The organism is Chitinophaga sp. Cy-1792, assembly GCF_011752935.1.
GTDB lineage: Bacteria > Bacteroidota > Bacteroidia > Chitinophagales > Chitinophagaceae > Chitinophaga.
On record NZ_VWWO01000001.1, the window covers coordinates 2,646,186 to 2,671,047 of the forward strand.

At 45.6% G+C, this 24,862-nt stretch carries 18 protein-coding genes; 6 read left to right on the forward strand and 12 right to left on the reverse strand.

Annotated elements, in window-relative coordinates:
• Window positions 1–170: 170 nt before the first annotated feature.
• Window positions 171–3,404 carry a carboxypeptidase regulatory-like domain-containing protein gene (locus tag F3J22_RS10825; protein WP_167016982.1) on the reverse strand — a complete coding sequence of 1,078 codons (3,234 nt, stop codon included), beginning with the start codon at window positions 3,402–3,404 and terminating at the stop codon, window positions 171–173.
• A gap of 427 nt (window positions 3,405–3,831) precedes the next feature.
• Here F3J22_RS10825 and F3J22_RS10830 point away from each other — a divergent pair, with 427 nt between their 5' ends.
• A complete protein-coding gene (locus F3J22_RS10830) occupies window positions 3,832–5,034 on the forward strand; it encodes a bifunctional 3,4-dihydroxy-2-butanone-4-phosphate synthase/GTP cyclohydrolase II (RefSeq protein WP_167016984.1) in 1,203 nt (400 codons plus the stop codon).
• An 89-nt stretch (window positions 5,035–5,123) separates the two neighbouring features.
• Here the strand turns inward: F3J22_RS10830 and F3J22_RS10835 are convergent, their stop codons facing one another.
• Window positions 5,124–9,917: a translocation/assembly module TamB domain-containing protein gene (locus F3J22_RS10835; protein WP_167016986.1), complete on the reverse strand. Its 4,794-nt coding sequence runs from the start codon at window positions 9,915–9,917 to the stop codon at window positions 5,124–5,126.
• Window positions 9,918–10,141: 224 nt separating this feature from the next.
• Here F3J22_RS10835 and F3J22_RS10840 point away from each other — a divergent pair, with 224 nt between their 5' ends.
• From F3J22_RS10840 to F3J22_RS10850, 3 genes are all read left to right on the forward strand, one after another.
• Window positions 10,142–10,750: a hypothetical protein gene (locus F3J22_RS10840; protein WP_167016988.1), complete on the forward strand. Its 609-nt coding sequence runs from the start codon at window positions 10,142–10,144 to the stop codon at window positions 10,748–10,750.
• A 190-nt stretch (window positions 10,751–10,940) separates the two neighbouring features.
• The gene (locus F3J22_RS10845; protein WP_167016990.1) at window positions 10,941–11,510 is read left to right on the forward strand and encodes a hypothetical protein; all 570 of its coding nucleotides are present in this window, start codon (window positions 10,941–10,943) and stop codon (window positions 11,508–11,510) included.
• Window positions 11,511–11,550: 40 nt separating this feature from the next.
• Complete coding sequence (locus F3J22_RS10850; protein ID WP_167016992.1) at window positions 11,551–12,621, forward strand: isoaspartyl peptidase/L-asparaginase family protein; 1,071 nt, start codon at window positions 11,551–11,553, stop codon at window positions 12,619–12,621.
• Between the two features lie 46 nt (window positions 12,622–12,667).
• Here the strand turns inward: F3J22_RS10850 and F3J22_RS10855 are convergent, their stop codons facing one another.
• From F3J22_RS10855 to F3J22_RS10880, 6 genes are all read right to left on the reverse strand, one after another.
• Complete coding sequence (locus F3J22_RS10855) at window positions 12,668–13,513, reverse strand: TraB/GumN family protein (RefSeq protein ID WP_167016994.1); 846 nt, start codon at window positions 13,511–13,513, stop codon at window positions 12,668–12,670.
• Between the two features lie 108 nt (window positions 13,514–13,621).
• The gene (locus F3J22_RS10860; protein WP_167016996.1) at window positions 13,622–14,365 is read right to left on the reverse strand and encodes a hypothetical protein; all 744 of its coding nucleotides are present in this window, start codon (window positions 14,363–14,365) and stop codon (window positions 13,622–13,624) included.
• Window positions 14,366–14,380: 15 nt separating this feature from the next.
• The gene (locus F3J22_RS10865; protein WP_167016998.1) at window positions 14,381–15,121 is read right to left on the reverse strand and encodes a hypothetical protein; all 741 of its coding nucleotides are present in this window, start codon (window positions 15,119–15,121) and stop codon (window positions 14,381–14,383) included.
• A 15-nt stretch (window positions 15,122–15,136) separates the two neighbouring features.
• A complete protein-coding gene (locus F3J22_RS10870; RefSeq protein WP_167017000.1) occupies window positions 15,137–15,859 on the reverse strand; it encodes a hypothetical protein in 723 nt (240 codons plus the stop codon).
• Between the two features lie 320 nt (window positions 15,860–16,179).
• Entirely contained in the window at window positions 16,180–16,917 is a 738-nt protein-coding gene (locus F3J22_RS10875) for a hypothetical protein (protein ID WP_167017002.1), read from the reverse strand.
• 147 nt (window positions 16,918–17,064) lie between these two features.
• Window positions 17,065–17,916 carry an alpha/beta hydrolase fold domain-containing protein gene (locus tag F3J22_RS10880; RefSeq protein WP_167017004.1) on the reverse strand — a complete coding sequence of 284 codons (852 nt, stop codon included), beginning with the start codon at window positions 17,914–17,916 and terminating at the stop codon, window positions 17,065–17,067.
• Window positions 17,917–18,067: 151 nt separating this feature from the next.
• On the opposite strand from F3J22_RS10880, the gene F3J22_RS10885 reads away from it, so the two are divergent.
• Entirely contained in the window at window positions 18,068–18,391 is a 324-nt protein-coding gene (locus tag F3J22_RS10885) for a helix-turn-helix domain-containing protein (protein WP_167017006.1), read from the forward strand.
• A gap of 2 nt (window positions 18,392–18,393) precedes the next feature.
• Here the strand turns inward: F3J22_RS10885 and F3J22_RS10890 are convergent, their stop codons facing one another.
• From F3J22_RS10890 to ggt, 4 genes are read right to left on the reverse strand one after another with little or no spacing between them, the layout of a single operon-like run.
• Window positions 18,394–19,446, reverse strand: a complete 1,053-nt coding sequence (locus F3J22_RS10890; protein ID WP_167017008.1) for an aminotransferase class I/II-fold pyridoxal phosphate-dependent enzyme — start codon at window positions 19,444–19,446, stop codon at window positions 18,394–18,396.
• Window positions 19,447–19,464: 18 nt separating this feature from the next.
• Window positions 19,465–19,896 (reverse strand): hypothetical protein, encoded by a 432-nt coding sequence (locus F3J22_RS10895; protein ID WP_167017010.1) that lies wholly within the window; start codon window positions 19,894–19,896, stop codon window positions 19,465–19,467.
• Between the two features lies 1 nt (window position 19,897).
• Window positions 19,898–20,428: a DUF1572 family protein gene (locus tag F3J22_RS10900; protein WP_167017012.1), complete on the reverse strand. Its 531-nt coding sequence runs from the start codon at window positions 20,426–20,428 to the stop codon at window positions 19,898–19,900.
• Between the two features lie 11 nt (window positions 20,429–20,439).
• The gene (ggt, locus tag F3J22_RS10905) at window positions 20,440–22,143 is read right to left on the reverse strand and encodes a gamma-glutamyltransferase (protein WP_167017014.1); all 1,704 of its coding nucleotides are present in this window, start codon (window positions 22,141–22,143) and stop codon (window positions 20,440–20,442) included.
• Between the two features lie 79 nt (window positions 22,144–22,222).
• On the opposite strand from ggt, the gene F3J22_RS10910 reads away from it, so the two are divergent.
• Window positions 22,223–24,745: a M14 family metallopeptidase gene (locus F3J22_RS10910; RefSeq protein WP_167017016.1), complete on the forward strand. Its 2,523-nt coding sequence runs from the start codon at window positions 22,223–22,225 to the stop codon at window positions 24,743–24,745.
• Window positions 24,746–24,862: the final 117 nt, after the last annotated feature.

Consider the following 24,862-nt stretch of genomic DNA (forward strand, 5'->3'; position numbering starts at 1 on the left):
GAGATTGATATTAATTTTTTGCTTTCCGGGGTAAATGCAGGGGGCGGCTCCCTATTATTTTTAATGGTTGAAAGAAGAACTTTTCAAGTATCTGCGTGTGGGTAATGGATAAACAAAAAGGCCGTCTCTATTGGTAGAGACGGCCTTTTTGTTATAATCTTTATTGGAAATTAGAAGCTATATCTAACACCCAGCTGACCTCTCCAACGAGCGGTGAAGTTGTTGATGTAGTATGGCGTTTCCTGGCCATAACCATTTACAACTCTTCTTCTGTCGTATTGGAATACAGGAGTTCCATTGCTGTAACTTCTGAAGGTGAGTGGAGTAGCTGCGTTGTTGGCGATGAAGTAAGTTTTACCCCAGTCGCTGTTCAGCAGGTTACCAACGTTCAGGATATCGAAAGTGATTTCCAGTTTGTGTTGTTTGAAACCGATCTGTTGAGCGATTTTCAGGTCGAAGATGTTTTCGAAAGGAGTGCGGGAAGCATTTTTCTTAGCATTTTCGCCTCTGTGTTTGCTCAGGTATTTATCGTTAGAGATCAGGCGTTCCAGATCTTGTCTTTGTTGAGCTTCAGTGCGGCTGTAAGTACTTGTGGAGATAGGATCAAACTTCATGGTAGCTACTTCAGAAGCTTTAGGAATGTAGATCAGATCGTTGTTGCCACTTGCCTGTAAGTCGTCACCGGTTGGATCAACTGTGTTGAAGTATACCCATGAGTAAGGAACACCGGATTGGCCGTTGTAGAACAGGGTAACTGTAGTTTTCAGGTTGTATTTAGGATCGCCGTATTTGAATGCTTTAGAAACCACACCCAGTACGCGGCTACCCATGCTGTAGTTAGAACGTGCCAGTTCCAGGTTATTCAGACCATTAACGTTAGGGCTGAAGCGCCAGTTGGAACCTGCGGTAGAAGAAGTACCATCATTGATACCGTAAGAGTCACCGTAAGAGTAACCAGCTTTAAAGAAGAAGCCGTTTCTGGTAACTTTGCTGATTTCAGCAGAGATGTTATATGCATAACCTTCGCTGGTATTTTTCATCAGCAATACCTGTTGGCCCCAGGCAGTTGTAGCCTGTTTCCATTTAGGACGCATTAAGCCACCACCCAGTGATACGCTATCAGGTACACCGTTGGTAACAGAAGGAACAACGTTCAGGTTCTGCCAGATGGCGTTGTTGATAGTTTTGCTGAAATTACCTTCTACTGAAGCAGTCATACCCCAAGGCAGTTTTCTTTCAACAGCGAGGTTGGTTTTGAACAGCTGAGGGAATTTGAATGATTTATCAGTCAGGTTGATGTTAGAAGGACGGCTGGTCAAAGTTGCACCCGCGTCTTTCAGGTTCTGGTAAGAATACTGACCGTAGAATGGATCATTAGGATTGAAACGGAAAGCAAAGTTATTAGGCAGTGCGTTACCGCTCAGAGAGATGTTAGTGTATACGTTACCGGAGTTAGCGTATTGGTTGGAGATCCACACAAATGGTACACGACCGGTGAAGATACCAGCACCACCACGGATAGTAGTTTTACCATCATTAGTAACATCCCAGTTAAATCCAACTCTTGGTGAGAAGAGAGGAGTTGATTTAGGAATGGTAGTGGTAGAGTAACCTACGATAGTTGGATCTTTAGAGAATGCTACGTTATCAGGAGGTGTGGTTGGGAATACAGGAATATCCACTCTCAGACCATAAGTCAGGGTGAAATTCTTTCTTACATTCCATTCGTCCTGTGCATAGAAACCGATCTGTGCAGCTTTGAAGCCGATACCGTCTCTGAGGGTAGAGTCAGCAGTGGTATAGTTGATCTGGTATTGTCTTGGTTTCAGACCATTCAGGAAACCGTTGATAGAATCGTAGGTGTAAGCACCAAAAGCACCCTGGATAAAGGTATTTTTGATTTTGTAGAATTCTGCGTTTGCACCAACAGTGATGGTATGTTTACCATGGTACATGGTCACGTTATCGGTGATAGTCCAGATAGACTGGTCCAGTGCGTTGGCAGTAGAAGAGAATTCAGAACCCAGGTTGATGGTACGACCGTTATCATTGATGGTAACGTTCGGGAACGGACTACCGAGGTAAGATCTTCTATCTTTGATATTATTGTAACCTACGCGGAAAGTATTACTCAGTTTATTGGAGAAGCTGGAGTTCAGCTCAATAACACTGGAGTTTGTTTTAGAAGGAAACGCGTAGTTATTGTTCATGAAGTTAGCGCTGGAAACACTTCTGGTGAGGTTGATATCGCTTGCATCCACATAGTTGTGACGTACGGTCAGCTTGTGAACGCTGTTGATGTTCCAGTCGATACGACCAAACAGGGAAGTAGAAGTTTTCTTACGTTCCTGGTCAGTGAATGATCCGAGATCAGTTTGGTAGGTAGTTTTTACGAAGTCGTAAATCTTCTGCAGTTCAGCAACTGTTACGTTAGAAGCACCAGTAGCCGGGTTGAAATCAGCCATGTTGTTTCTTTCACTTCTTTCAGCATTGGCGTAGAAGAACAGTTTGTTCTTGATGATCGCACCGCCGAAGGAAGCACCGTAAGTTTTGCTGGAGAAATCACCATATTTGGATTTGGTGGTATCCGGAGCTTTACCCACCATTGACTGGTTCTGAAGGAACATATAAGCAGCACCGTGGAAATCGTTGGTACCACTTTTAGTGATCGCGTTCATACCACCACCGGTGAAGCCGCTTTGTTTAACGTCATATGGGTTCAGTACAATCTGCAGCTGATCGATCGTTTCCATAGAGATAGGGTTTGCACCTGCCTGGCCACCATTGGTACCAGAAGCAGACAAACCGAATACATCGTTGGCAACCGCACCATCTACTGCGAATTGGTTGTATTTGTTACTCTGACCGCCGAAAGAGATACCCATTGGTGAACCGTCTTTACCGTTGGTAGATACGGAAGCCTGGGTGCTCAGACGAGCGAAATCCTGTACACTTCTGTTTACAGTAGGTAACACATCCAGTGTAGAACGGTTAACGTTCATGGCGGTACCACCGTTACCGGTAGCAACTGCTTTGCTGGCAGTGATGCTTACCTCTTTCAGGCTGGTAGAGCCCTCGTTCAATTTGGCATTCAAACGGAGTGGCGTACCCAGACTCAGGTACAGGTCGTTAAAAGATTCGGTTGCATAGCTGATGAAGGATACTTCCACTTTGTAAGGTCCGCCAACACGCATGTTAGGGATAGTGTACTCTCCTCCTGATCTTGTAGTGGTACCGTAGATAGTACCAGTAGGTGTGTGGGTCGCTTTAACAGTGGCGCCGATCAATGGCTGACCTTTAGCGTCGGTGATAACACCGGACAGGCTACTTGTGGTCACCTGGGCGAAAGTAAAGAGCGTAATTAGTAATAAAGAAAATGTTAAAAGTAATTTTCTAAATCCCATAAGTTCGGAAATTTGATTCATGGCGCAAAGATGCGACATTCTCACCGTTAAACTTTAACTCAATATTAACTAATTGTTAAGCCCATTGTTGATAACTCACAGGTCCAACAAAAAATTGAAAGCATTTTATAAAAGTAAATTCCTGCAATAGGTTTGTATAATTTTCCTGCTAAAATTTAGCAGTCGTCAAATTGATAAATTTGATTATGCATAAGACAATCTTTTTTATTGAACTTTCAATAAGTTCACTTTGTTATAGCTGACCTCATTTGCAAATTGAAAAATATGTTTTAAAATATTCCTGCATAATATTCATAAAAGCAGCTGTTTTTTTAGACAGAAACCAAAGCGTATTGCCTGGGTTTTCCTCGCTGAATAGTCGTAACTTTGCGGCATTCTTTATTACTTGATCGAAGAAGGATATTTTATGTTAGATACAATTGAAGCTGCAATAGAAGATATAAAAAACGGTAAACTGGTTATTGTTGTGGACGATGAGGACCGCGAAAATGAGGGAGACTTCATCACTGCCGCCCGAAACGTAACGCCTGAAATCATCAACTTTATGAGTATGCATGGCCGTGGCCTCATCTGCGCTCCCCTTGTGGAAGAACGCTGTGAAGAACTCGGACTGGACCTCATGGTAAAAGATAATACCGCACTACATCAAACCCCTTTCACCGTTTCCATTGACCTCCTGGGTCACGGTTGTACAACCGGTATCTCCGCACACGACAGAGCAAAAACCATCCAGGCATTGATCGACCCGGCGACAAAACCGGAAGACCTCGGCAAACCTGGCCATATATTCCCGCTGAAAGCCAAAAGCGGTGGCGTTTTACGCCGCTCAGGCCACACAGAAGCTACCATCGACCTGGCCCGACTGGCCGGTTTCGAACCTGCCGGCGTACTCGTCGAAATTATGAATGAAGACGGTACCATGGCACGTCTCCCGGAACTCCGCGAGATCGCTACCAAATTCGACCTGAAACTCATCAGTATAAAAGACATGATCTCTTACCTCCTCAATCAGGAAACCCTGATCGAAGAGGGGGTAAGCGTTCAGATGCCTACCAAATACGGTAACTTCGAACTCATCGCCTTCAAACAGGTAAATACCGGAGAAATCCACATGGCCCTGAAAAAAGGTACCTGGGAAAAAGATGAGCCCGTTTTAGTACGTGTTCACTCCTCCTGCGTTACCGGCGATATTCTCCATTCACTGCGCTGCGACTGTGGCGAACAGCTCCACGCTGCCATGCAGATGGTCGAAAAAGAAGGTAAAGGACTTATCCTTTATATGAACCAGGAAGGTCGTGGTATCGGACTGATGAATAAACTCCGTGCCTACAAACTCCAGGAAGAAGGCCGCGACACCGTTGAGGCCAACCTCGAACTGGGCTTTAAAATGGATGAACGTGATTATGGCGTAGGCGCACAAATCCTCCGTCACCTGAATATCTGCAAGCTGCGTCTGATCACCAACAACCCACGCAAACGCGCAGGCCTGCTGGGATATGGACTGGAAATCGTAGAAAATGTTCCTATCGAAATCCATCCCAACCCACACAACGAAAATTATCTCAAAACAAAAAGAGATAAACTGGGACACGAAATCCTGAAAGGCTAATTACCGCTTTATCCATATATAAAAAAAGCAGACCATAATATATGGTCTGCTTTTTTTTATCCGCTTATATCATCTGCCGAAGGCTGATCCTATTTATTCTTATGCAGATTTTCCTGCTGTGCGGTCTCCTTTACATGCTTGCTGCTGTCTGGCTCAGCTGTCCCGACAGGATGTACGGTGCTGTCCTTTTCTATCTCCTGTTTCCTGATAGAATCCCGCTGATTCCGGCGATTATGATTAAATAACTCCAGGAAACGGTCGTATTCACGGATGTAGCTGATGCCCAGGCCCGATTTCGTACGGTTGTTCAGGTTATATACGTCATAATCTGATTTACTGAAGGCATTGATACGGAACCTGCCATCAGGGGTGAGCAGGTACTCAATGCGGAAGTCGCCCGCAAAGCGGTTTGTGCTGGCAGAGGTCGCTGTTTTGCCCCAGTCATAGTCGCCACCGGCATATAGCCGGAAACGGTTATTAAATAAGGTACTGGTAACACCGGCACTCACCTGGTTACGGTCTACCGAAGAGTTATCCGGCAAGCCGCCTACGTTGTAGGCGCGGTAGTTCACGTTAATACCTATGCCACTGCCTTTGAGCAGGGCGCCGGTAATATTGTTAAGGATGGCAGATGCCTGCGCTGATAATGCCTGCCCCACACTGTTTTTACCAGTGATACCCACGTTGGCACCACCGCCGGCATCATCGGGGAGGAACTGATTGGCGATCAGCAGACCGTAAATCTGCAACAGCGCCTTATTCTGATCGTTGTTAATTTCTTTCAGCTTGGCGGCCACACCACTTTCGTACGACATCGTACCTACGTCCGGCAGCTCGATGGAATAGGTGATATCCGGTTTCATCAGTGCACCACGCAGGTTGATGAGCACATCCACTTTTTCGGAGCGGGTAGCCAGCTTGTCATTCGCAGCCAGCGTAGCGGCCTGGCCTACGAGGTTATATAAACTCACCTTAGGCAGGGAGTATTTGGCCGTGATACTCATTTTGGCATCGCTGGGATTACCATTCCAGCTGATGCTGCTGTTCTTTTCAATATCGAATTTCCAGGAAGTTACGCGCTGGAAGGTAAAGTTATAGGAACCGTTGCTGATCTCATAGTTACCGAACATGGTGAAATCGCCGTCGGTATTGGCGATGATCTGCAGGTTACCCGTACCATTTGCGGAAATGACATCACCGGTAGTGGCATCGAGGATAACATCGATCTGCGCATCCGGATTGGCGGCAATATCCAGTTTAACAGTCAGCTTGGTATTGTCTTTCTTGCGTTTATTCTCTTTAATCTCAGTACCATACGACTTGAACGTAATGTAGTCGTACTTGCCGATATCTTTACTGTCGGAGATGGGGAGATAGAAATGCGTACCACTTACCGGGCGTGCCAGTACGTGCAGCTGTAAATCGTTCAGGGGGCCTGAAAAATACACTTTACCATCTGCAATTACGTCTCCATAAAACAGGTCATTATCATTTGCATTGGTATTGAGGAAAACGAATTTCCGGCCTGTTACGTCAAAGTCGAAGTTGAGTTTATCAAAATGGTCATGGCTGATATAGCCGTTGGCTACGCCTTTGGTACCATATTTATCGATAACGGTAAACTGCCCGAATTCGATCAGGTTATCGTCTACATTGACTTTCAGCTTAGGTATTTTGTAACGGGTGCCCAGGTAATCCACGGTGATGCCTACAGAATCCAATGCCAGCTGGCCTTTTACACTTGGGAGGTCGGTGGTGCCGCTCACGGCGAGGTTACCGGTAACAGACCCTTTCAGGTCCGACACATAACCTACCAGGTATTTGTTGAGCAGGCTGACGTCAGTGCCTCCGAACCGAAGGTTGGCATCCAGGTTTTTGTCGTTATGGGTCAGGCCTACACGGCCTTCTGCCAGGAAGTTGCGGCCTTCGTTATTGGATTTTACGGAGAAGTTGACTGCACCGGTTTGTTGCTGATAGCTGCCATCTACTGTTAAGAATCCGATGGAATCATTGTCAATACGCAGATCGCGGGTACGCAATGCGGCGTCGATATCCAGGTTCTGGGTAGGATCGGAGATATTAATAGTGCCGTCGGTAACGCCTTCAATACGGGTGGCTACCAGCTGTGCTGGTATTACATCTGCCAGGTTCAGGTTTTTAAGGGTGATGATAAACCTGGACTCATCCGGATTGAATTCGTTGGTTTCAACGGTAATACTTTGATCGTTGCGGGTTACGCGTAGGTTCTTTACCGTGAGGAAGTGCTTGCTCCAGTAGATTTCATTGCCTGGTGTTACATTCCATTGTCTTTCGTTTACGGTAAAGGCGCTATTGAGGAAATTTACCTTAATACCTTCCTGAACGGTGATCACACGGGCATAGAAGCCATCCAGTGCACTGGTGTCCTGTGCCTGCATGTCCATCTTTATATAAGAGGTATCATTGGAGGAGCTGGCGAGGATGAGTGGGTTTTCAAGAATGGTATTGGTGCCGTTCATGAATTTCCCTACACTGCTGCTCAGGTTTACTTTGCGGGCATTCCCGTCTCCCTTGATCTGCCAGTCTACCAGGTGGTAGTTCAGGAAGGAGGCTTCCGGCACCATGATATTGAGTCCCAGGTCGCCGGTGGTGGTGTTCAGGTTTCCGGAAACGACACTCTGATCGAAGCCGGCCACTTTATTAGTAAATCCTTTTATGAGTTTGGCAACATTTCCGAACCTGAATTCGAAGTTGAAGTCTTCATGAATATTGCTGCTGTTAGGTTCTTTGAAATAGCTGGGGTAGTAGCGGTAAAGCAATGCCTGAAAGGCGTCCGGCAGTTCGAGGAAGCTGTATTTACCTTTTACAAAGCCTTGAATTTCGCTACCTGCCACGTTGAGGGTTTTCTGGTCTCCCTGCATGTCGGTGGTTAGTGCGAGGGAGTCGAACTCCAGCCGGTTACCATCTTTATATATAGATACTTCGTGCATTCTGGCGCTACCTTCGAAGTTATCGATGTTGCTACCGGCGAAGTTGAGGTCCATTTTAGCCTGCAGGGTGATGCTGTCGCTGACGATATGCAGGGCTTTCAGGTCACTTTTGCGGATTTCTGAATTGAAATTGAAGATGGGCAGGGCGGCATTGAAATCGATGGTGCCGGCAAAGTCCATATCCAGGTTGGGATCTTTTACGGTGAGGGAGCCGTTGAAGAACTTCCTGCTCATATCGCCTTTGGTCTTGATATTCTCGTACGTATATCCGTAGAGGGAGATACTTTGTATATCTGCGTCCAGAGAGGCTTTCAGTGTTTTGAAGTTGAATCCGGCGCCATTTACCTTGGCGTTGGCAGTAATTTCTTCGAGGTCGCTGACACCGAGGAGCGTACCCAGGTTAAAGGCATTGGTATTGACGCTACCGGAGTAAACAGGTACGTCTTTATTGGTTTTGAAGTTGATATCCGAATTGACGGTGCCCAGGTTGGTCTGGAATTTACCATAGGCTACAAAGTCGTTGATGAAGCCGGTATAACTTCCCTGGAAGCGGATGTTGCTGAGTTTATCGATATGCACGGAGGAGTTGATATCCTTCGCTTCGGGTACGATCTGCATGACATCGTTGCCTGTGGTCACGAGTTCGTCGGCATGGAAGTCGATGTATGTTTCGTAGATATCCGGCAGGCCGCGCATTTCCAGCGATCCTTTCAGGCGGGTGGTATTGCCTGCCTGCAGGTCGATATCACGTGCTTTCAGGTTACTTACCGGTCCGCGGGCATGGCCGCTGATCTTAATTTCTTTTTTCCAGGTAGAGAGGTAAGGAGCGAAGTAGGCGATATCATCGGAAGACACGACACAGTCTTTGAAGTTGGCCCGCATGGTAACGAGATCGATATAATCGCTCATATCGTCGAAATCAGCGTACTCCATGGTATAATAATCGCCGATATGGCTTTTATTGGTTTCCAGGTCGAGGTGGGAAAACTCCATTTCTACCGGCGACATTTTAAATCTGCTTTTCAGCTTTTTCACTTCAAAGCCGCTACGCTCGCGGGTAGAGAAGGTAAGGTCGCCGATAATACTGTCTTTGACCAGGCTGGTATTGGTAAGGGCGAGATTTATCTGTTCGAAGCGTATATGCTGTGGTGCGAAGTAGCCGGGTTCTACTTTAGCAGAATCTTCGGGATAGTCTACCCCGAACAGACCGTTTTTAATAGATATTTCTTTTACGATCAGTTTCCAGTTGGCGTCGTTCCAGCGAAGTTTGGTGGAGTCGTATTCAACAGGCGTATTCACTCTGGGCCTGCGATGGCGCAAGGGAGAGGAGGAATAGCTGGTGAGGATAAAATTGGGCTGGTCCAGGGAAACTTCCTGGATATCGATATTATGTTTTTGGAGGTCCAGGTTTTTAGCGTCTATGTAGATGCGTTTGGCATGTCCGTACATATCTTCTCCTACCCATTTATCTACCTGGTTGATACGGATATCGCGGAGGTCGAGTTTTTTAAGGTCCAGGGAGATGTTGCCGCTATGGCCGGAGGAGGTGGATTTACCGCCGCCGAAGGCATCTGCAATAAATTCATAATTCCAGACGGAGTCGTTGCGAGGCCGCAGGAGGTTGACCTGTGCGCTGTCGAGGCCGATGAATTTGATCACTGGCTTGTCCTGAAAGAAGAACCAGTCTGTAATACGGAGCTGCAACCTGCCGGCATACAGCAGGGTGTCTTTGTTGTGGTCCTCTATGAATGCACCTTCCAGGTCAAGGCTGTTGAACAGCCGGATGTTCACATGACGGACTTCCACCTTGGTGTGTAGTTGCTCCGACAGCCGACTTGTTACTTGCCCTACCAGGAAATTCTGTACTGCCGGGATGTTTACCAGTATCCCGATCAGTATGATGAGGCCCAACAAACAGAACAGAATAACTGATAATATTTTCCGTATTTTTTTCAGGCGGTTAAGTTTATCCGGCAAAAATAATTAATAGTTGTTAGTGGCAATGCAGCCACCGACAAAAAGAATGTAAGAATCTGCCAATACCAGTGTATTACAGTATATTTTTTTATTTATAATATATGTAGATGATTTTTGCGGAGGTTTGTATTTTCGTATATTCATACAAGTTAGCATATACCATGAAGCTCCGATTACTTATATCCCTGTTACTGCTTATCTTCAGCTGTACTCCCGCTCCAAAGAAAGTTGCAAAGCCATTATTATCATCCGATATGCCGGTAAGTGATTCGGCAGCGCCTGTTCAAGTGGCAGATGATACGGAATATCTTGCCGGTGAGCATTATGCCGATAGTATGTTTGACCTGACAGTAAAACCTGCTTTGAAAGAACGCAAAAAGGACACCAGCTATTATGTTGCAGGAAGGTATAAGTTGGATACTATATCCTATCGAACGCGTTATCTGGGGTGTATTCAGACAAAAGGATACAAGGAACCTGTTGATATTCTGCATGTATTCGCTGTATTTGCATGGGTGGGATGCCCGCATGCAAGTAATATGTTATACTTTTTTCATAAAGGAAAAGCGGTTGGGTTATATAACCACATGGATTTCCTGCATTTTCAAATAAAAAAAGATGCTGTATTATTCACTTCAGATAGTTGCTCGGCACCTTATGGGACAACTGCCATTAATTTTAGAGACAGTTTTCCCTCTCAAATAACGCTACCATTCTGGGATGAAAAATTTGGGGCTTACATCGAATCCTATACTTTTCAGGATAGGTAGCCCCCGGATTTAATTCCCTGGAAGTGGATGTTGCTGAGTTTATCGATATGCACCGAGGAGTTGATATCCTTCGCTTCGGGTACGATCTGCATTACGTCGTATTACAGTGTATTTTTTTATTTATAATATATGTAGAGGATTTTTGCGTAGGCTTTAAATTTTCGTATATTCATATAAGTTAGCATGTACTATGTATTTCCGCGTCCTGTTATTCTTACTGTTTTTATCTGCCTGTGCCCAACCCACAAGGGAAAAGAAGGCCAGGGCTTTATCGTCCGCAGGCGGCATAATTGAACATTACATTGATTTTTCCGATAGTATATTCCACCGCTCCCTGGAGCAGGTATTGTCAGCACGCAAAAAGGACACCAGCTATTATGTTGGTGGAAGATTAGGTAATGATACTGTTGGCTTCTCCGCTGAGTACCTGGGCAGCGTTGCATCAAAGCAGCCATGGGCAATGCTGGATATTATAGAAATTGGGGCTACAATGGGAGATATAGCCTCTACGGATAAGTATACACGCATATGGATTTATGCCGGTAAAAAGCCTTTGGGATTTTACGATAACCCGGGGGGCAACCTTCAAGTTGCTGTACGCAATGATTCGGTAATATTTGGCTTTGTTAACAGGCAGGAATGTTCGCTGGAAACGCCGGTTTCTATGAGAGACAGCATCCCTTCGTTGCTGACGGTGTGGCCTTGTTTGTATCAGGACGTCATTCACAACCTGCATTTTCATTCAAATATGCCAAAGTAGCCCGCGGATTTCACTACATTTACTGCAAATCATGGGAAATATGTTTAAGCGTTTGCTGTTACCTGTAGCCTTTCTGGCGCTGGGCAGTGCTGCTACCTCCAAGGCAGCTGTTTATGAGAAAGATTCTGTTGCACAAAAAGTACGCTACGTTATGGTGATCCATGGCGGAGCTGGTACCATTCTTAAATCATCGATGACACCTGAAAAGGAAGCGGCCTACAAGGCTGGCCTGACAAAGGCCCTCCAGGCAGGGTATGCAGTACTGAGTAAAGGCGGTACCAGCGTAGATGCAGTAGAGGCAGCCGTAGAGGTGATGGAAGATAATCCACTTTTCAATGCTGGTAAAGGCGCGGTATTTACCAACGAAGGCCGCAACGAAATGGACGCTGCCATCATGAATGGAAAGACGTTGCAAGCCGGCGCCGTTGCAGGTGTAACCACCATTCGTAACCCGATCACCGCTGCCAGAGCCGTGATGGATAAATCCCAACATGTGATGATGGTAGGACCGGGGGCTGAGAAATTTGCCAAACAGGCAGGCTGCGAAATCGTAGATCCTTCCTATTTCTATACAGAAGACCGCTGGAAATCTTTACAGAAAGTAAAAGCGGCGGATTCTACACAAATGCAGCTGGACCATGATTCTGCTGTGCACAAGCCGGCGACAAAATTAGGAATAGAAAATAAAGACCATAAATTCGGTACGGTAGGAGCCGTAGCCGTAGATAAGGCGGGGAACCTCGCTGCCGCTACTTCTACCGGTGGTATGACCAACAAAAAGTTTGGCCGTATCGGTGATAGCCCTATCATCGGCGCGGGCACCTACGCCAATAACGCTACCTGTGCCATCAGCTGCACCGGCTGGGGAGAATTCTTCATCCGCCTGGTGGTAGCGAAAACGGTAAGCGACCTGATGGAGTATAAAGGCATGTCTGTGGAAGCAGCATCTGCGGAAATGATCATGAAACAGGTGCCTCAACTCGGCGGTGATGGCGGATTGATAGCCATCGACAAAGAAGGAAATATCGCGATGCCTTTCAATACGGCCGGGATGTACAGAGGTACGGTCACGGCAGATGGAAAAATTGAAGTAGCGATCTATAAAAATTAACAAAAAAGCTTTCCGGTAACGGAAAGCTTTTTTGTTATAATATATTTTACATTACTGGCTCCACTTTATATCCCTGTTTGCGTAACAGGTTGATCACGCCGTCAGGGCCAGGCAGGTGGCCGGCGCCTACCGCGATGAAAAGGCTGGAATGCTTTACTGCATTGCTTATCTGCGGTATCCAATTAAGGTTTCGCTGCTTCAGCAACTTTTCTTCTATTTGCTTAAAGGACTCCTCGGTTTTAGAAACATCATATAACTCATTAAGATCGCCACGGACATATGCTTTGGTCATCTTATCCATTTTCTCTTTACTATCCTGGTCGTGTTTCAGGTCGTCGATGATGGAGGCAATGATCACACTGTCGGGGATCTGGTTCAGCAGCTGCAGCTGATAAACGGCAGTTTCCAAACCTTTCTGCGGCCTGGAAGTCTCTTTGGCGATGGTTGTCAGCGCTTCTTCCACGCTGCTGGCCTGACATTTAATATCTTTCATGGCAAGCAGCATCATTAGTACGGAAGGTTTCAGGTGCGCAATCACGGCCTCCGACATATGCATACTATCCTGGATATAGTGTACCAGGAAAGCATAATCATCTGCCGACATCACATTTTTCAGCTGAAAACCCGGACTGGGCATCATCATCTGCTGTGCCGCAGTAAGGTCCTGCTGGTCTTCCATATTAATTTCCAGGTACAATGTGTCAGCACTTTTTATCGCAGTCTTTGCCGCATCAGAAATATGGAGGTCTTCCGGGCAAATCAGGTGAAAGGTGCCATACAGCCAGGATGGTTTAGTAATGCCGTTGCCGGTTACCTTCCACAACAGGGAAGACTGCTGGGCCTGAGTTTGCAGGCCGGCAAGGCAGAGAAGGAACAGGACTATTTTTTTCATATGGTTATTAAACGGATTAATTTTTACGTCAGATGAAAATAACGCAAAAGGATGTATCAAAAGTTATTCCCTTTTGATACATCCTTCCAAACTGGCAGTAATTATTGCTTACTGGATAATATTTTTGGCTTTCCCGGTGGAGTCTATGACTACAATTTTCGGGTTACCGTTATTATCTACATATAATTTCATTTTCGGGTTTCCTTTTGCATCGTAGAGGAATAATCCGTTGTCATTATTAGCGTCTCTTCCAATAAAGAGCCTTTCCCTGGCACCGTTTTTTTCCAGGTATTCGGCATATCCGGCTTCCCGCGCTTTGGGATCTTTAATGCTATCCAGCTGCTTTATTTTTTCTATAAACTTCATGAGGGGGGCGGCATCAGCAGGATATTCCCTGATCTCTAATCCTCTGTCGATAGTGGCTTTGCCGTTTTCATAATTTTCGATATTGCGCAAAAATATGACCTGGTCGTTCTTATGATTGTCCATGGTCATATATACGGCGTGGTCGGTCGTATTTTTATCTTTTTCTACCCCAAAACTGAGGCCTCCGACTTCATCTCCTTCGTTGTTGAAGAAGATAATACCAGCGTCTCTTTTTCTTGGTTCTACATCTTTGCCATCCATTCTGCCGGAGTGCTGTCTTGTTTCGTTGCTGATAACTACTCTGGGGCTGGTGCCGTCTTCCCCTACTACTGTTACTCTTTTTACCGTGATTTCATCCGCAGTAATTTTATTCTCTTTAGCGATAAAAGAGGAGAGGATGAATACAAAAAAGAGCGAGGAACTGATAATGGTATAATAGAATAAGAAGTTGTATTTACGTTTTAATGAATTATCTGTGTTTTGCATAATATTAAAGTTGGGTTACTGGAGAATATTTTTTGTATGTCCTGTAGAATCTATTACTTCAATTTTCGGATTACCAGCTTTGTCAACATATAGCAGCAGTTTAGGCTTTCCTTTTGAATCATAGAGGAACAGGCCGTTGTCGTTGTCCTGGCTTCTTCCGATAAACAGTCTGCGTTTAGGGCCATCTTTTTCCAGGAGGGTATTAAATGCTGTTTCTTTTGCTGCAGCATCTTTGATACTATCCAGTGCATGTAACTTGTCTACGAGTTCCATCAGGGGAGCCGCGCCGGCAGGGTATTCATTGATCACCAGGCCTCTGTTGATGGCTGCGTTTCCATTTTCGTAGTGTTCTTCATTCTCAAGTACGATCACCTGGTCGTTGCGGTAGTTATCCATCATCATAGACACGCTATGGTCGATGACATTATTTTTATTTTTTGCACCAAAGCTGATTCCGCCACATTCTTCGCCGGTATTATTAAAGAAAATAATACCGGCGTTTCTGCTTCTTTTGGGTAGTTCTTTCCCGTCAGCTCTTCCCGGGTGCTGCCTCGTTTCGTTGCTGATAACTACTCTGGGAAGATTATCTTCCCCAACTACCGTTACTCTTTTTACGGTAATCTCATCCGCAGTTATTTTATTTTCTTTCGCTATAAAAGAGGAGAGGATGAATGCCAGAAAAAGAGTGGAGCTGATAATGGTATAATAGAATAAGAAGCTGTATTTACGTTTTAATGAATTATCTGTGTTTTGCATAATATGAAAGGTGGATTACTGGAGTATGTTTTTAGTTTGTCCGTCAGCGGTGATTACTTCAATTTTAGGATTGCCGGCTTTGTCAACATAGAGTTTCATTTTAGGATTTCCTTTAGAGTCATAGAGAAACAAACCGTTGTCTTCATTGGTTTTTCTGCCGATGAACAATCTTGGTTTAGCGCCTTCCTTTTCGAATAAGGCCTGCTGTTTTGCTGCTTTTTCAGCTGCATCTTTAATGCTGTCCAATGCTTTTACCTTTGAGATAAGTGTGCTGACAGTAACCGCATTTTCAGGATATTCATTGATCACCAAACCCCGGAAAATGTTGCTTTTGCCATTGTCATAGTTTTCATTATTGATAAGCTGAATCACCTGATCATTGAGGTGATTATCCATGGTTAAGGATACTGCATGGTTGATGTTGTTTTTTTCCTTGTTGACACCAAAAATAAGTCCGCCGCATTCATCTCCCTGGTTATTAAAGAAGATCATGCCTGCGGGTCTGTCTCTGTGGTCCCATTTAATGCCTTCCTGTTGTCCGGAATGCTGCCTCGTTTCGTTGCTGATAACTACTCTGGGACTGGTGCCGTCTTCCCCGACAACGGTGATTCTTTTTACGGTAATCTCATCCGCAGTTAAGGTTTTATCTTTCGATATAAAAGAAGAAAGGATAAACAATAAAAATACGGATGTACTGATGATGGCATAGTAAAATACGAAGGTGTACCTGCGTTTCATTGAACTGTCTGAGGTTTGCATAATGATGATTGATGTTTAAGATATTCTATGGTTGAATAAAGGGCTAAAACGGGTTAAGGGCCTGGCATTGCTGGCAGGGTTAGTACATCAGACAGTTTGCTGCCATGCAGCGGGTATCGAAATTAGTAAAAAAATTAAAATAAACGCTGTGGTAAAAAAATAATTTTAATAAGAATGTTGTAACATGTTTATATATCGGTAACGGATATACGAAAATATATGTGTCGTAATAAAAATAAGGCTGAATAAAGAAAAGAACTTCTTTATTCAGCCTTATTGATTATGATATCTTTATGAAGCTACTGGATAATATTTTTAGTTTGTCCGGTAGAATCTATTACTTCAATTTTAGGATTACCGTTTTTATCCACATAGAGTTTCATTTTCGGTTTTCCTTTGGCATCGTAGAGGAATAAACCATTATCATTATTTCTGCCTCTGCCGATAAATAGTCTTCTTTTCGGGCCTTCCTTCTCGAAAACCTCTTCCATTTTTGCATCTCTTTCTTTAGGATCAGCAATACTTTCGAGGGCTTTGAATTTGGCATTTCTATCTTCGATATTGGTGCCCAGCGGATACTCATTGATGGTGATACCGCGTTGGATTTTAGCTTTACCGTTTTCGTAGGTTTCGTCGTTCAGGATCTGTATCACCTGGTCGTCGCGGTAATTATCCATCGTAAAGGACATGCCGGAGTTGGTGCTGTTTTTCTCTTTAGTTACGGCATATACGAGTCCACCACATTCATCTCCCTGGTTATTGAAGAAAATCATACCGGCAGGTCTTTCTCTTTTAGGATAATCCTTGCCATCCATTCTGCCGGAATGCTGCCTTGTTTCATTGCTGATCACCACTCTTGGCAGGTTATCTTCGCCAACTACCGTGATTCTTTTTACGGTAATCTCGTCGGCAGTTAAATTTTTATCTTTCCCGATAAAGGAAGAAAGAATAAACACCAGGAAAAGAGAGGAGCTGATAATGGTATAGTAGAATAGAAAATTGTACTTACGCTTTAAGGAGTTGTCTGAATTTTGCATAGATGATGTTGATAATGTTTCTGATTGATAAAAATGGCATGAGCGGCTCGGGGTGGCATGCTGTGATACATGCATTGCTACGAAGCACGCTCAAAATTAATGAAATTGTTGAACGTAACAGCAGTCAACTTCATCTATGCTATCCCGTTAGTCCTGCATAAACGCTACTATATCACGGAGTGCTTCTTTAGATGCGTCGCTATTAATATCAGCCAGCGGCCATACATGCAACTGATTTTTGTATTCCTTGAATTGTGCTTTTGGCTGCACCTCTTTGATTTTTTCGTAGAAGTTTTTAGCATCGTCGAATAATATTTCGTTGGTGCCTGCCAGTATGGAAACTGGTGGGAACTGACCGAATTCCAGCTCGTCGGGATCTGCCAGACTAACCGCTCCTGCTGCATAAAGACGGGCATAACCTGCTATTATTTCACGCGTGAAGATAGGGTCTAATGCTTGTCTTGTCTGGTAAGATGCATTATTGGCTTTCAGGTTCAGCCATGGAGAAATAAGCACCACTGCTGCCGGACTTTGTAATTTTTCTGCCGCAATAGCATGGGTGGCAGCTACTGCCAGTCCGCCGCCGGCACTGTCGCCAATAAAGCTGAAGTGATGACCAGGGTAGCGTTGCAACAGTTCTTTATAAACAGCCAGTATTTCATTGTTAGCAGTCGGGAACGGATATTCCGGTGCCAGGGAATATTCAACAAACAGCACGTTTGTCCGCAGCGCCGCAGTAAAATGACTTACCATTGGTTTGTGGGACTTTATTCCTCCTATCGTATAGCCGCCACCGTGTAAAAAGATAATTATGTTATTCTCCTTAGCCACTGCGGGTTTGAACCAGTAGCTCTTCACGCCTGCAATACTGGTTTCAGTAACGGTTACTGTCGGATCCGCAGGGTATTTCTGGCCGAATGTTTCAAAAAAGGCTCTTTCGTTATTTACTTGTGTAAGTACTTCGTGGGTTAATATTGTTTGGGTAGTCTGGGAATTCATCGTATGAATATTTTAAGGATCAAAAGTATTTTTTATGCTTTTTTGTAATTACAATACAAATGTAAATCCAAAAGTATACTTTTGAAAGTAGTATATACAAAGTATATTAGTATACTTTTGTATAGCTTTTTTAGGAGATTAACTTTCAGCTATGAAAAAAAATGAAATAATTTGCCCGGTGGAGTATGCTGTTGACCTTTTAGGTGGAAAATGGAAGATGCCCATCATTCATGCCCTGACATCCAACGGTGTTTTAAGGTTCAAGGAACTGGAAAGAATGTTGGGAGGGATAACGCCAAAAATGCTTACTACCCAGTTGAGGAGTCTGGAAGAAGATGGACTGGTAGAGCGGAAAATTTACCCGACGGTACCGCCAACAGTGGAGTACAAGCTGACAACGATAGGGGAGTCTATCAAACCTATGATAAACGAATTAAAGAACTGGGGTTTATACCACCAGGGGCTGAAGAAATAACGTTATTGATAGTAGGTGTGCAGGAATTGGTATAATGTCGCAATATCCTGTTGCTGGTGCAAGGCTGAGATAATGGCGCGGTGTACAGGTGCATGATGTGGCAGCGGATAGGGAAAACTGGAAATGATCAGGTCTTTGTCTGCAAGATAAGTTGCCAGTGACTGCCTGTTATCATATTGCGGGAAGATAAAGATGGCTAGTTCGGGATGATGCGTATGCGGTATATCTTTCAGGTAGTGTGTTGCGGTCTCTGTATTTTTTTTGAGCAGATGTTGCTGTTCGCTGATCAATGCGGCCGCCTGGAGCCATGCATGGGCGCTGGCGGGCATCATGGGGGTACTTCCGGTAAAATACGGCGTACGTTTCATGGCGGCAACATCAGCGGCAGTACCTGCTACCACGCCACCTTCCACGCTATAGGCCTTTGCAAGGGAGGCTGTTACAAGGTACCTTATATTTGCTCCGTGTGGCTGCTGGTGAATACTTCCTTTTCCCTGTGGCCCCAGTATTCCTATCCCATGCGAATCGTCCAGTAACACCAGTACTTTATGTTTCAGTTGCGTCAGCCAGTCGAAATTATACACCGTGGCCGTGATCGGGTTCATGGTATCGCTTACAATGACGTAAGTATTATCCGGGTGATCATTAACACGGGTAATGGTTTCCTGCTCCCATGCTGTCCGCGAGGCCGCCGGCAGGGCAGGGGTATGATGCCATAATGCAGGATGGGTGCCCGGCGCGTATAATAGTTCCCCGCAGGTGGTGGCATAATGAATGGCGGCTTGTCCGGAGAGGTAGCCGGAGCTGAAAACAACAGCAGACTGCTGTTGCAGCTGCGTAGCCAGTGCATGTTCGATTTCTTCGTACAGGCTTAAACGTAAGTTACTCACTCTTGAGGAAGGAAACAGGGTACCATATTTTTCTATCCCTTCGGCCATATAGGCTTTAAAGGCAGGGTGCTGATGTAGCCCCAGGTAGGAGAATCCTGAAAAAAAGAGACACTCCCGGTTGTCCATCAGCACCGTTCTTCCTGGTGTATGCGAAGTATGCAACATAGTTCGTAGTTTATGCTACTACTCATTCCTGGTGCAAAGTATAAAGTGAAAATCACCGGATACCACTTTCATATCAAAATGTGTATCGTCCAGTTTTACCACTGTTACCAGGTTTTCATGTTTACGGTCGCCATTGGAGGCGGTGACAGAAATCACTTTACCATTACTGAGGAGCTGGTATTTGCCTGAATCGGGTTTGTTGTCGATGGTGGCTACAAATACGTTGTTGTCCAGGAACTGATAGTATACGTTACTGTAATATCCGTCTTTCAGGTCTCTGGCCTGCGTTACCTGGGTCAGGTTGTAAGGATCATTTTCAGGTACCTTTACATCATATACCTTCCACTTTTTATGAAGCAGGAGATCATTTGTTTTCCCGGTATTGCACGCCTGCAGTATCACTGCGGATATAACGGCAATCAATATACGAAATTTTAATGCTGTATTCATACTAACGTTTACCAGACATAGATTTATTAAAGTCATCAGATTTTCCTTTCGGGATAGAGAGACTTTCCCACTGGTCCTGCAGCAGGGCTTTACCTATCCATACGATTTGTCCTACATGGTAGGGAACATGTGCCAGCTGCCTGTTGATGGCATCTATCACTGAATGTGGCTCCTGGCGGATGTAGACTGTTTTTTCCAGATCAGCTTCCGTGAGACTGGCCAGCGTGTCCAGCAGGCATTTCCAGCCGGCTTCCCATAAGGCAAGCAGTTCATCTTTAGACAGGTTGTCGTCTTCAAACTCAGCATCACGGTGTCGTCCGGGCTTTTCTCCATCCGTAGTGAGGAAGTCGGTCCAGCGAGATAACATATTGCCATGCAGGTGTTTTATGATCATGGCGATGCTGTTGGGTTCCCCTTCCGGCTGCCAGTGCAGCTGTTTATCGTTGAGCCTGGCCAGTGTTTTATCACCCAGGACTTTATGGGTCTGGAAGCGTTTTTGAACGCTGTCAAGATAGATGGTTCCGATAGACATAATCTATATTTTTAGTAACCGGCAGCGCTGTCATCGCCACGTTTATCGGCGGCAGCTTCCAGTTTTTTGGTAGTTACAGATTTTTTGATCAGCTCCGTACGCCCGATAGGGCCGCGTACCGTCACTTTATAGCCCATACCTTCCAGTGCTTTGATACCTTCTTCCGGGAATCCTTTCTCCACATAAACAACATCAGGCAGCCACTGGTGGTGGAATTTCGGCTTATTCACCGCATCATCAGGATTCAGATTGAACTCTATGGTATTCATCAGTGTCTGGAAAACAGACGTGATAATAGTAGATCCGCCGGGCGTTCCGAGTGTATAGACGGGCATATTATTTTTGAGTACGATGGTAGGTGTCATGGAACTGAGCATTCTTTTGCCTGGTGCGATGGCGTTGGCTTCTGTGCCCACGAGGCCGTACATATTAGGTACACCGGGTTTTACAGAGAAGTCGTCCATTTCATTATTCAGCAGGAACCCGGATTTGCCCACAACGGTGCGGGAGCCATAGTGTCCGTTGAGTGTAGTGGTCACAGAAACGGCGTTGCCTTCCGCATCCATAATGCTGATATGGGTTGTTTGTTCACTTTCTTTAAATAGACCAGCTTTGGTACTGTCGCTGTTGCCGGCTTTCATGGGTACATAATCGGCCATGCGTGCAGCGATATATTTTTTATCCAGCAGCTGTGCTACCGGCACTTTTACGAAGTCGGGGTCGCCGAGGAAGGCAGCTCTGTCGGCATAGGCGCGTCGTTCTGCTTCTATCATCAGCTGCATGGCCTGTGGTGACTGGAAGCCCCAGGTGGCTACGGGATATTTTTCTACCATCATCATCATTTGCTGCAGGCAGATACCTCCTGATGAAGGCAGCGGCATGGTAACGATGGTTTGTCCTTTATAGTTAAAAGTAAGAGCTGTTCTTTCTCTGGCTTTATAGTTTTTGAGATCGGCGAGGGTCATGATGCCGTGGCCGCGTTGCATTTCAGCAACGATGTTGGCAGCGGTTTCTCCTTCATAGAAGCCTGCCATGCCTTTATCGCGTACCAGTTTAAGGGTATGGGCCAGTTCGGGCTGAAAAAGCGTGTCGCTGGCTTTCCATGGCTGATCTTTCACAAAGGCAGTAGGAGCGGTGTTGAGTTGCAAAAATTCAGTCCTGGTATCATTCAGGTTTTTGGCTTCCTGTGCCGTGATGACATACCCTTTTTCTGCCAGCTGTATGGCGGGTGCGATCAGTCTGGCGAATGGCAGACGGGCATATTTCATCGAGGCAAACAGTCCGGCTACGGTGCCGGGAACGCCTGCGGCGAGGTGTCCGTCGAGGCTCAGTTTGGTGATGGCATTGCCGGCGCTGTCGAGGTACATATCCCTGCTGGCTTTGGCAGGAGCGGTTTCTCTGTAGTCGATGGCGATATTTTTACCATTTTTCAGGTGGGCTACCATGAAGCCGCCGCCACCGAGGTTGCCGGCGCCGGGATATACGACTGCCAATGCCAGCTGGGTGGCAATGACGGCATCAACGGCATTGCCGCCTTGCTGCAGTATATAGGTGCCCGCTTCGCTGGCCAGCGGATGTGCGGATACTACCGCGCCTTTAGGGACCGTGATATTCTTGGTAATAGTATAGTCGTAAGGGTGTAAGCCATTCCCTTGCTGGGCACAGGCTGAAAGCATACCGCCAACGGCGATGCTGAACATAAGCAGAAAACGCATCGAAAAACGCTTTAATTTAGTATTAGCCGCTAATTTCATGAAATTACGGTACTTTACCTGATATTTTATTCCTTTTTCTATGCGTAAATACTTTTTGCTGGCAGCGATATTATGCAGTATGATACCTGCCATCGCCCAGGTACCTACCCCCGATGCATTCCTGGGATACCCGCTCGGCTCCCGGTTTACACCACAGTACCGGGTGGCAGAATATTTCAAAACGGTGGCTGCCAGCGTCAAAAATATGAAGCTGGAACAATACGGCACCACCTATGAAGGCCGCCAGCTGTTCATCGCAGTGATCACCGCCCCTGAAAATTTTGATAAACTTGACCAGATACGCCAGCAAAGCGTAGGCATCTCCAAAGGACAAACGACTACTGCGGCCACACAGCCGGTAATTGTTTGGCTCAGTTATAATGTACATGGAAACGAAGCCGTATCTACAGAGGCTTCCATGAAAACATTATATGAGCTGGTGAATAACAGCAACGCACAAACGCAGGAATGGCTCCACAACGTGGTAGTAGTCATAGACCCCTGCCTCAATCCCGACGGCCACGACAGATATGTCAACTTCTACAATGCCAACAGGAACCGGAAACCAAATGTGGCACAGTATTCCAGAGAGCATAACGAACCATGGCCAGGTGGAAGACCCAATCATTATTACTTTGACCTCAACCGCGACTGGGCATGGCAAACGCAACAGGAATCGCAGCAGCGACTGGCTGTCTATAACCAGTGGATGCCGCAGTTACACGTTGATTTCCATGAACAGGAAATCGATGCACCATATTATTTTGCACCTGCCGCAGAGCCTTTTCATGATGTAATCACACCATGGCAAAGGGAATTGCAGGTAATGATCGGAAAGAATAACGCCAGATATTTCGACCAGGAAGGATGGTTATATTTTACCAAAGAACGTTTTGACCTGTTTTATCCCAGTTATGGAGATACCTACCCTATGTACAATGGGGCGATCGGTATGACCTATGAGCAGGGTGGCAGCGGCCGCGCAGGCGTGTCTGTCCTCAAAAGCGACGGCGATTCACTCACCCTGAGCGACAGAATAGCGCATCACTTTACAACGGGCATGTCTACCATAGAAGTAGCAGCAGCGCAATCTGCCAGGATCCTGAGTGAATATAAACGCTTTTACCAGGATGCTAAAACAAACCCACAGGGCGCTTACAAGGCCTATGTAGTGAAAGCCGCCGGCAACACGGAAAAGCTGAACACCCTCACAGACCTCTTACGGAAAAATAATATCGTATTCGGCTATGGCGCCACCGTTGGCACTGCCAATGGTTTCAACTATTTCAATGGAAAAACAGAAAACTTTACCATCGACCGGGAAGACCTGGTGATCAGTGCATATCAGCCGCATTCTACCTTGCTCCGGGTGTTGTTTGAGCCAATCTCTCATCTGACCGATTCTGTAACCTACGATATCACGGCCTGGGCGCTGCCATATGCATATGGACTGCCTTCTTATGCAGTGAAGCAAAACCTTACGCCTGCCAACGATTCGCCGGTAGTGAAAAATAATAAACCACTGGCAGCACAGAAACCCTATGCTTACCTGGCGCAGTGGAACAGTGTTCGTGACGCTAAATTTCTGGCAGCCTTATTGCAGCGTGGTATTAAAGTTAGATTCACTGAAACCGCCTTCACCGCAGCCGGAAAGGATTTCTCAGCCGGCACGCTGATCATTACACGTAATGGCAACAGCAACGCTGCATTGGATTTCGATAACTATGTAACATCGCAGGCGAATCATTTCCGTATCTCTCTGGATGCTGTGAGTACCGGTTTTGTTGACAAAGGCACCGACTTCGGCTCTGATAAAATCCGTTACATCAAACCTCCCCGCGTCATGATGCTCGTGGGCGATAATGTATCTTCCCTGGGTGTTGGCGAGATATGGCATTTCTTTGAACAGCAGCTGGATTACCCTATAACGCTGGTGAATGAACGAAATGTAAATGAAGTCAGCTGGCAGGATATAGATGTATTGATTTTACCTGATGGAAACTATGGTATCCTGAATGATAAAACAGCTGCAGAATCGCTACGTGGCTGGGTAAGAAAAGGCGGTAAACTGATCGCTTTTGAAAATGCAGCAGCACAGCTGGCCAATGCTGACTGGGGCATACAACTGAAGAAAAATGAAGAAAAAGCCGACTTTTCTCCCGATAAACAGAAAAATTACGATGGACTGAAACCTTACGCCAACCGCGAAAGAGAAAGCGTCAGACAATTTATTCCCGGTGCCATTTACCGGGTAGACCTGGATACTACGCATCCGCTGGCATTTGGTTTTCCTTCGAGATATTATACCCTCAAAACAGATAATAAAATCTATGATTTCTTAGACGGAGACGGCTGGAATGTAGGTGTGTTGAAGAAAGATAATTACCTCAGTGGTTTTGTCGGTGCCGAAACACGCAAACAATTAATGGACGGATTAGTATTTGGTGTAAAGGAAATGGGAAGTGGCAGTGTGGTGATTTTAGCCGATAATCCTTTATTCAGAAGTTTCTGGGAGAATGGGAAGTTGTTGTTTTCCAACGCTGTTTTCTTTGTTGGAGAATAGAATAAACTGCGATTATCAGGAATGGGTGCGGGCCGGAGGCCCGCACCCATTCCTGATTTTGGGCCGCGCCGAAGGCGCGGCCCAAAATCAGGAAGAAGGATAAATGCAGGTATAATT

What these genes read in the sequence shown, in the direction of transcription:
- F3J22_RS10825 (WP_167016982.1), bottom strand. Translation starts at nt 3,404, where the DNA reads ATGGGATTTAGAAAATTACTTTTAACATTTTCTTTATTACTAATTACG.
- F3J22_RS10830 (WP_167016984.1), top strand. Translation starts at nt 3,832, where the DNA reads ATGTTAGATACAATTGAAGCTGCAATAGAAGATATAAAAAACGGTAAA.
- F3J22_RS10840 (WP_167016988.1), top strand. Translation starts at nt 10,142, where the DNA reads ATGAAGCTCCGATTACTTATATCCCTGTTACTGCTTATCTTCAGCTGT.
- F3J22_RS10845 (WP_167016990.1), top strand. Translation starts at nt 10,941, where the DNA reads ATGTATTTCCGCGTCCTGTTATTCTTACTGTTTTTATCTGCCTGTGCC.
- F3J22_RS10850 (WP_167016992.1), top strand. Translation starts at nt 11,551, where the DNA reads ATGTTTAAGCGTTTGCTGTTACCTGTAGCCTTTCTGGCGCTGGGCAGT.
- F3J22_RS10855 (WP_167016994.1), bottom strand. Translation starts at nt 13,513, where the DNA reads ATGAAAAAAATAGTCCTGTTCCTTCTCTGCCTTGCCGGCCTGCAAACT.
- F3J22_RS10860 (WP_167016996.1), bottom strand. Translation starts at nt 14,365, where the DNA reads ATGCAAAACACAGATAATTCATTAAAACGTAAATACAACTTCTTATTC.
- F3J22_RS10865 (WP_167016998.1), bottom strand. Translation starts at nt 15,121, where the DNA reads ATGCAAAACACAGATAATTCATTAAAACGTAAATACAGCTTCTTATTC.
- F3J22_RS10870 (WP_167017000.1), bottom strand. Translation starts at nt 15,859, where the DNA reads ATGAAACGCAGGTACACCTTCGTATTTTACTATGCCATCATCAGTACA.
- F3J22_RS10875 (WP_167017002.1), bottom strand. Translation starts at nt 16,917, where the DNA reads ATGCAAAATTCAGACAACTCCTTAAAGCGTAAGTACAATTTTCTATTC.
- F3J22_RS10880 (WP_167017004.1), bottom strand. Translation starts at nt 17,916, where the DNA reads ATGAATTCCCAGACTACCCAAACAATATTAACCCACGAAGTACTTACA.
- F3J22_RS10885 (WP_167017006.1), top strand. Translation starts at nt 18,068, where the DNA reads ATGAAAAAAAATGAAATAATTTGCCCGGTGGAGTATGCTGTTGACCTT.
- F3J22_RS10890 (WP_167017008.1), bottom strand. Translation starts at nt 19,446, where the DNA reads ATGTTGCATACTTCGCATACACCAGGAAGAACGGTGCTGATGGACAAC.
- F3J22_RS10895 (WP_167017010.1), bottom strand. Translation starts at nt 19,896, where the DNA reads ATGAATACAGCATTAAAATTTCGTATATTGATTGCCGTTATATCCGCA.
- F3J22_RS10900 (WP_167017012.1), bottom strand. Translation starts at nt 20,428, where the DNA reads ATGTCTATCGGAACCATCTATCTTGACAGCGTTCAAAAACGCTTCCAG.
- ggt (WP_167017014.1), bottom strand. Translation starts at nt 22,143, where the DNA reads ATGCGTTTTCTGCTTATGTTCAGCATCGCCGTTGGCGGTATGCTTTCA.
- F3J22_RS10910 (WP_167017016.1), top strand. Translation starts at nt 22,223, where the DNA reads ATGCGTAAATACTTTTTGCTGGCAGCGATATTATGCAGTATGATACCT.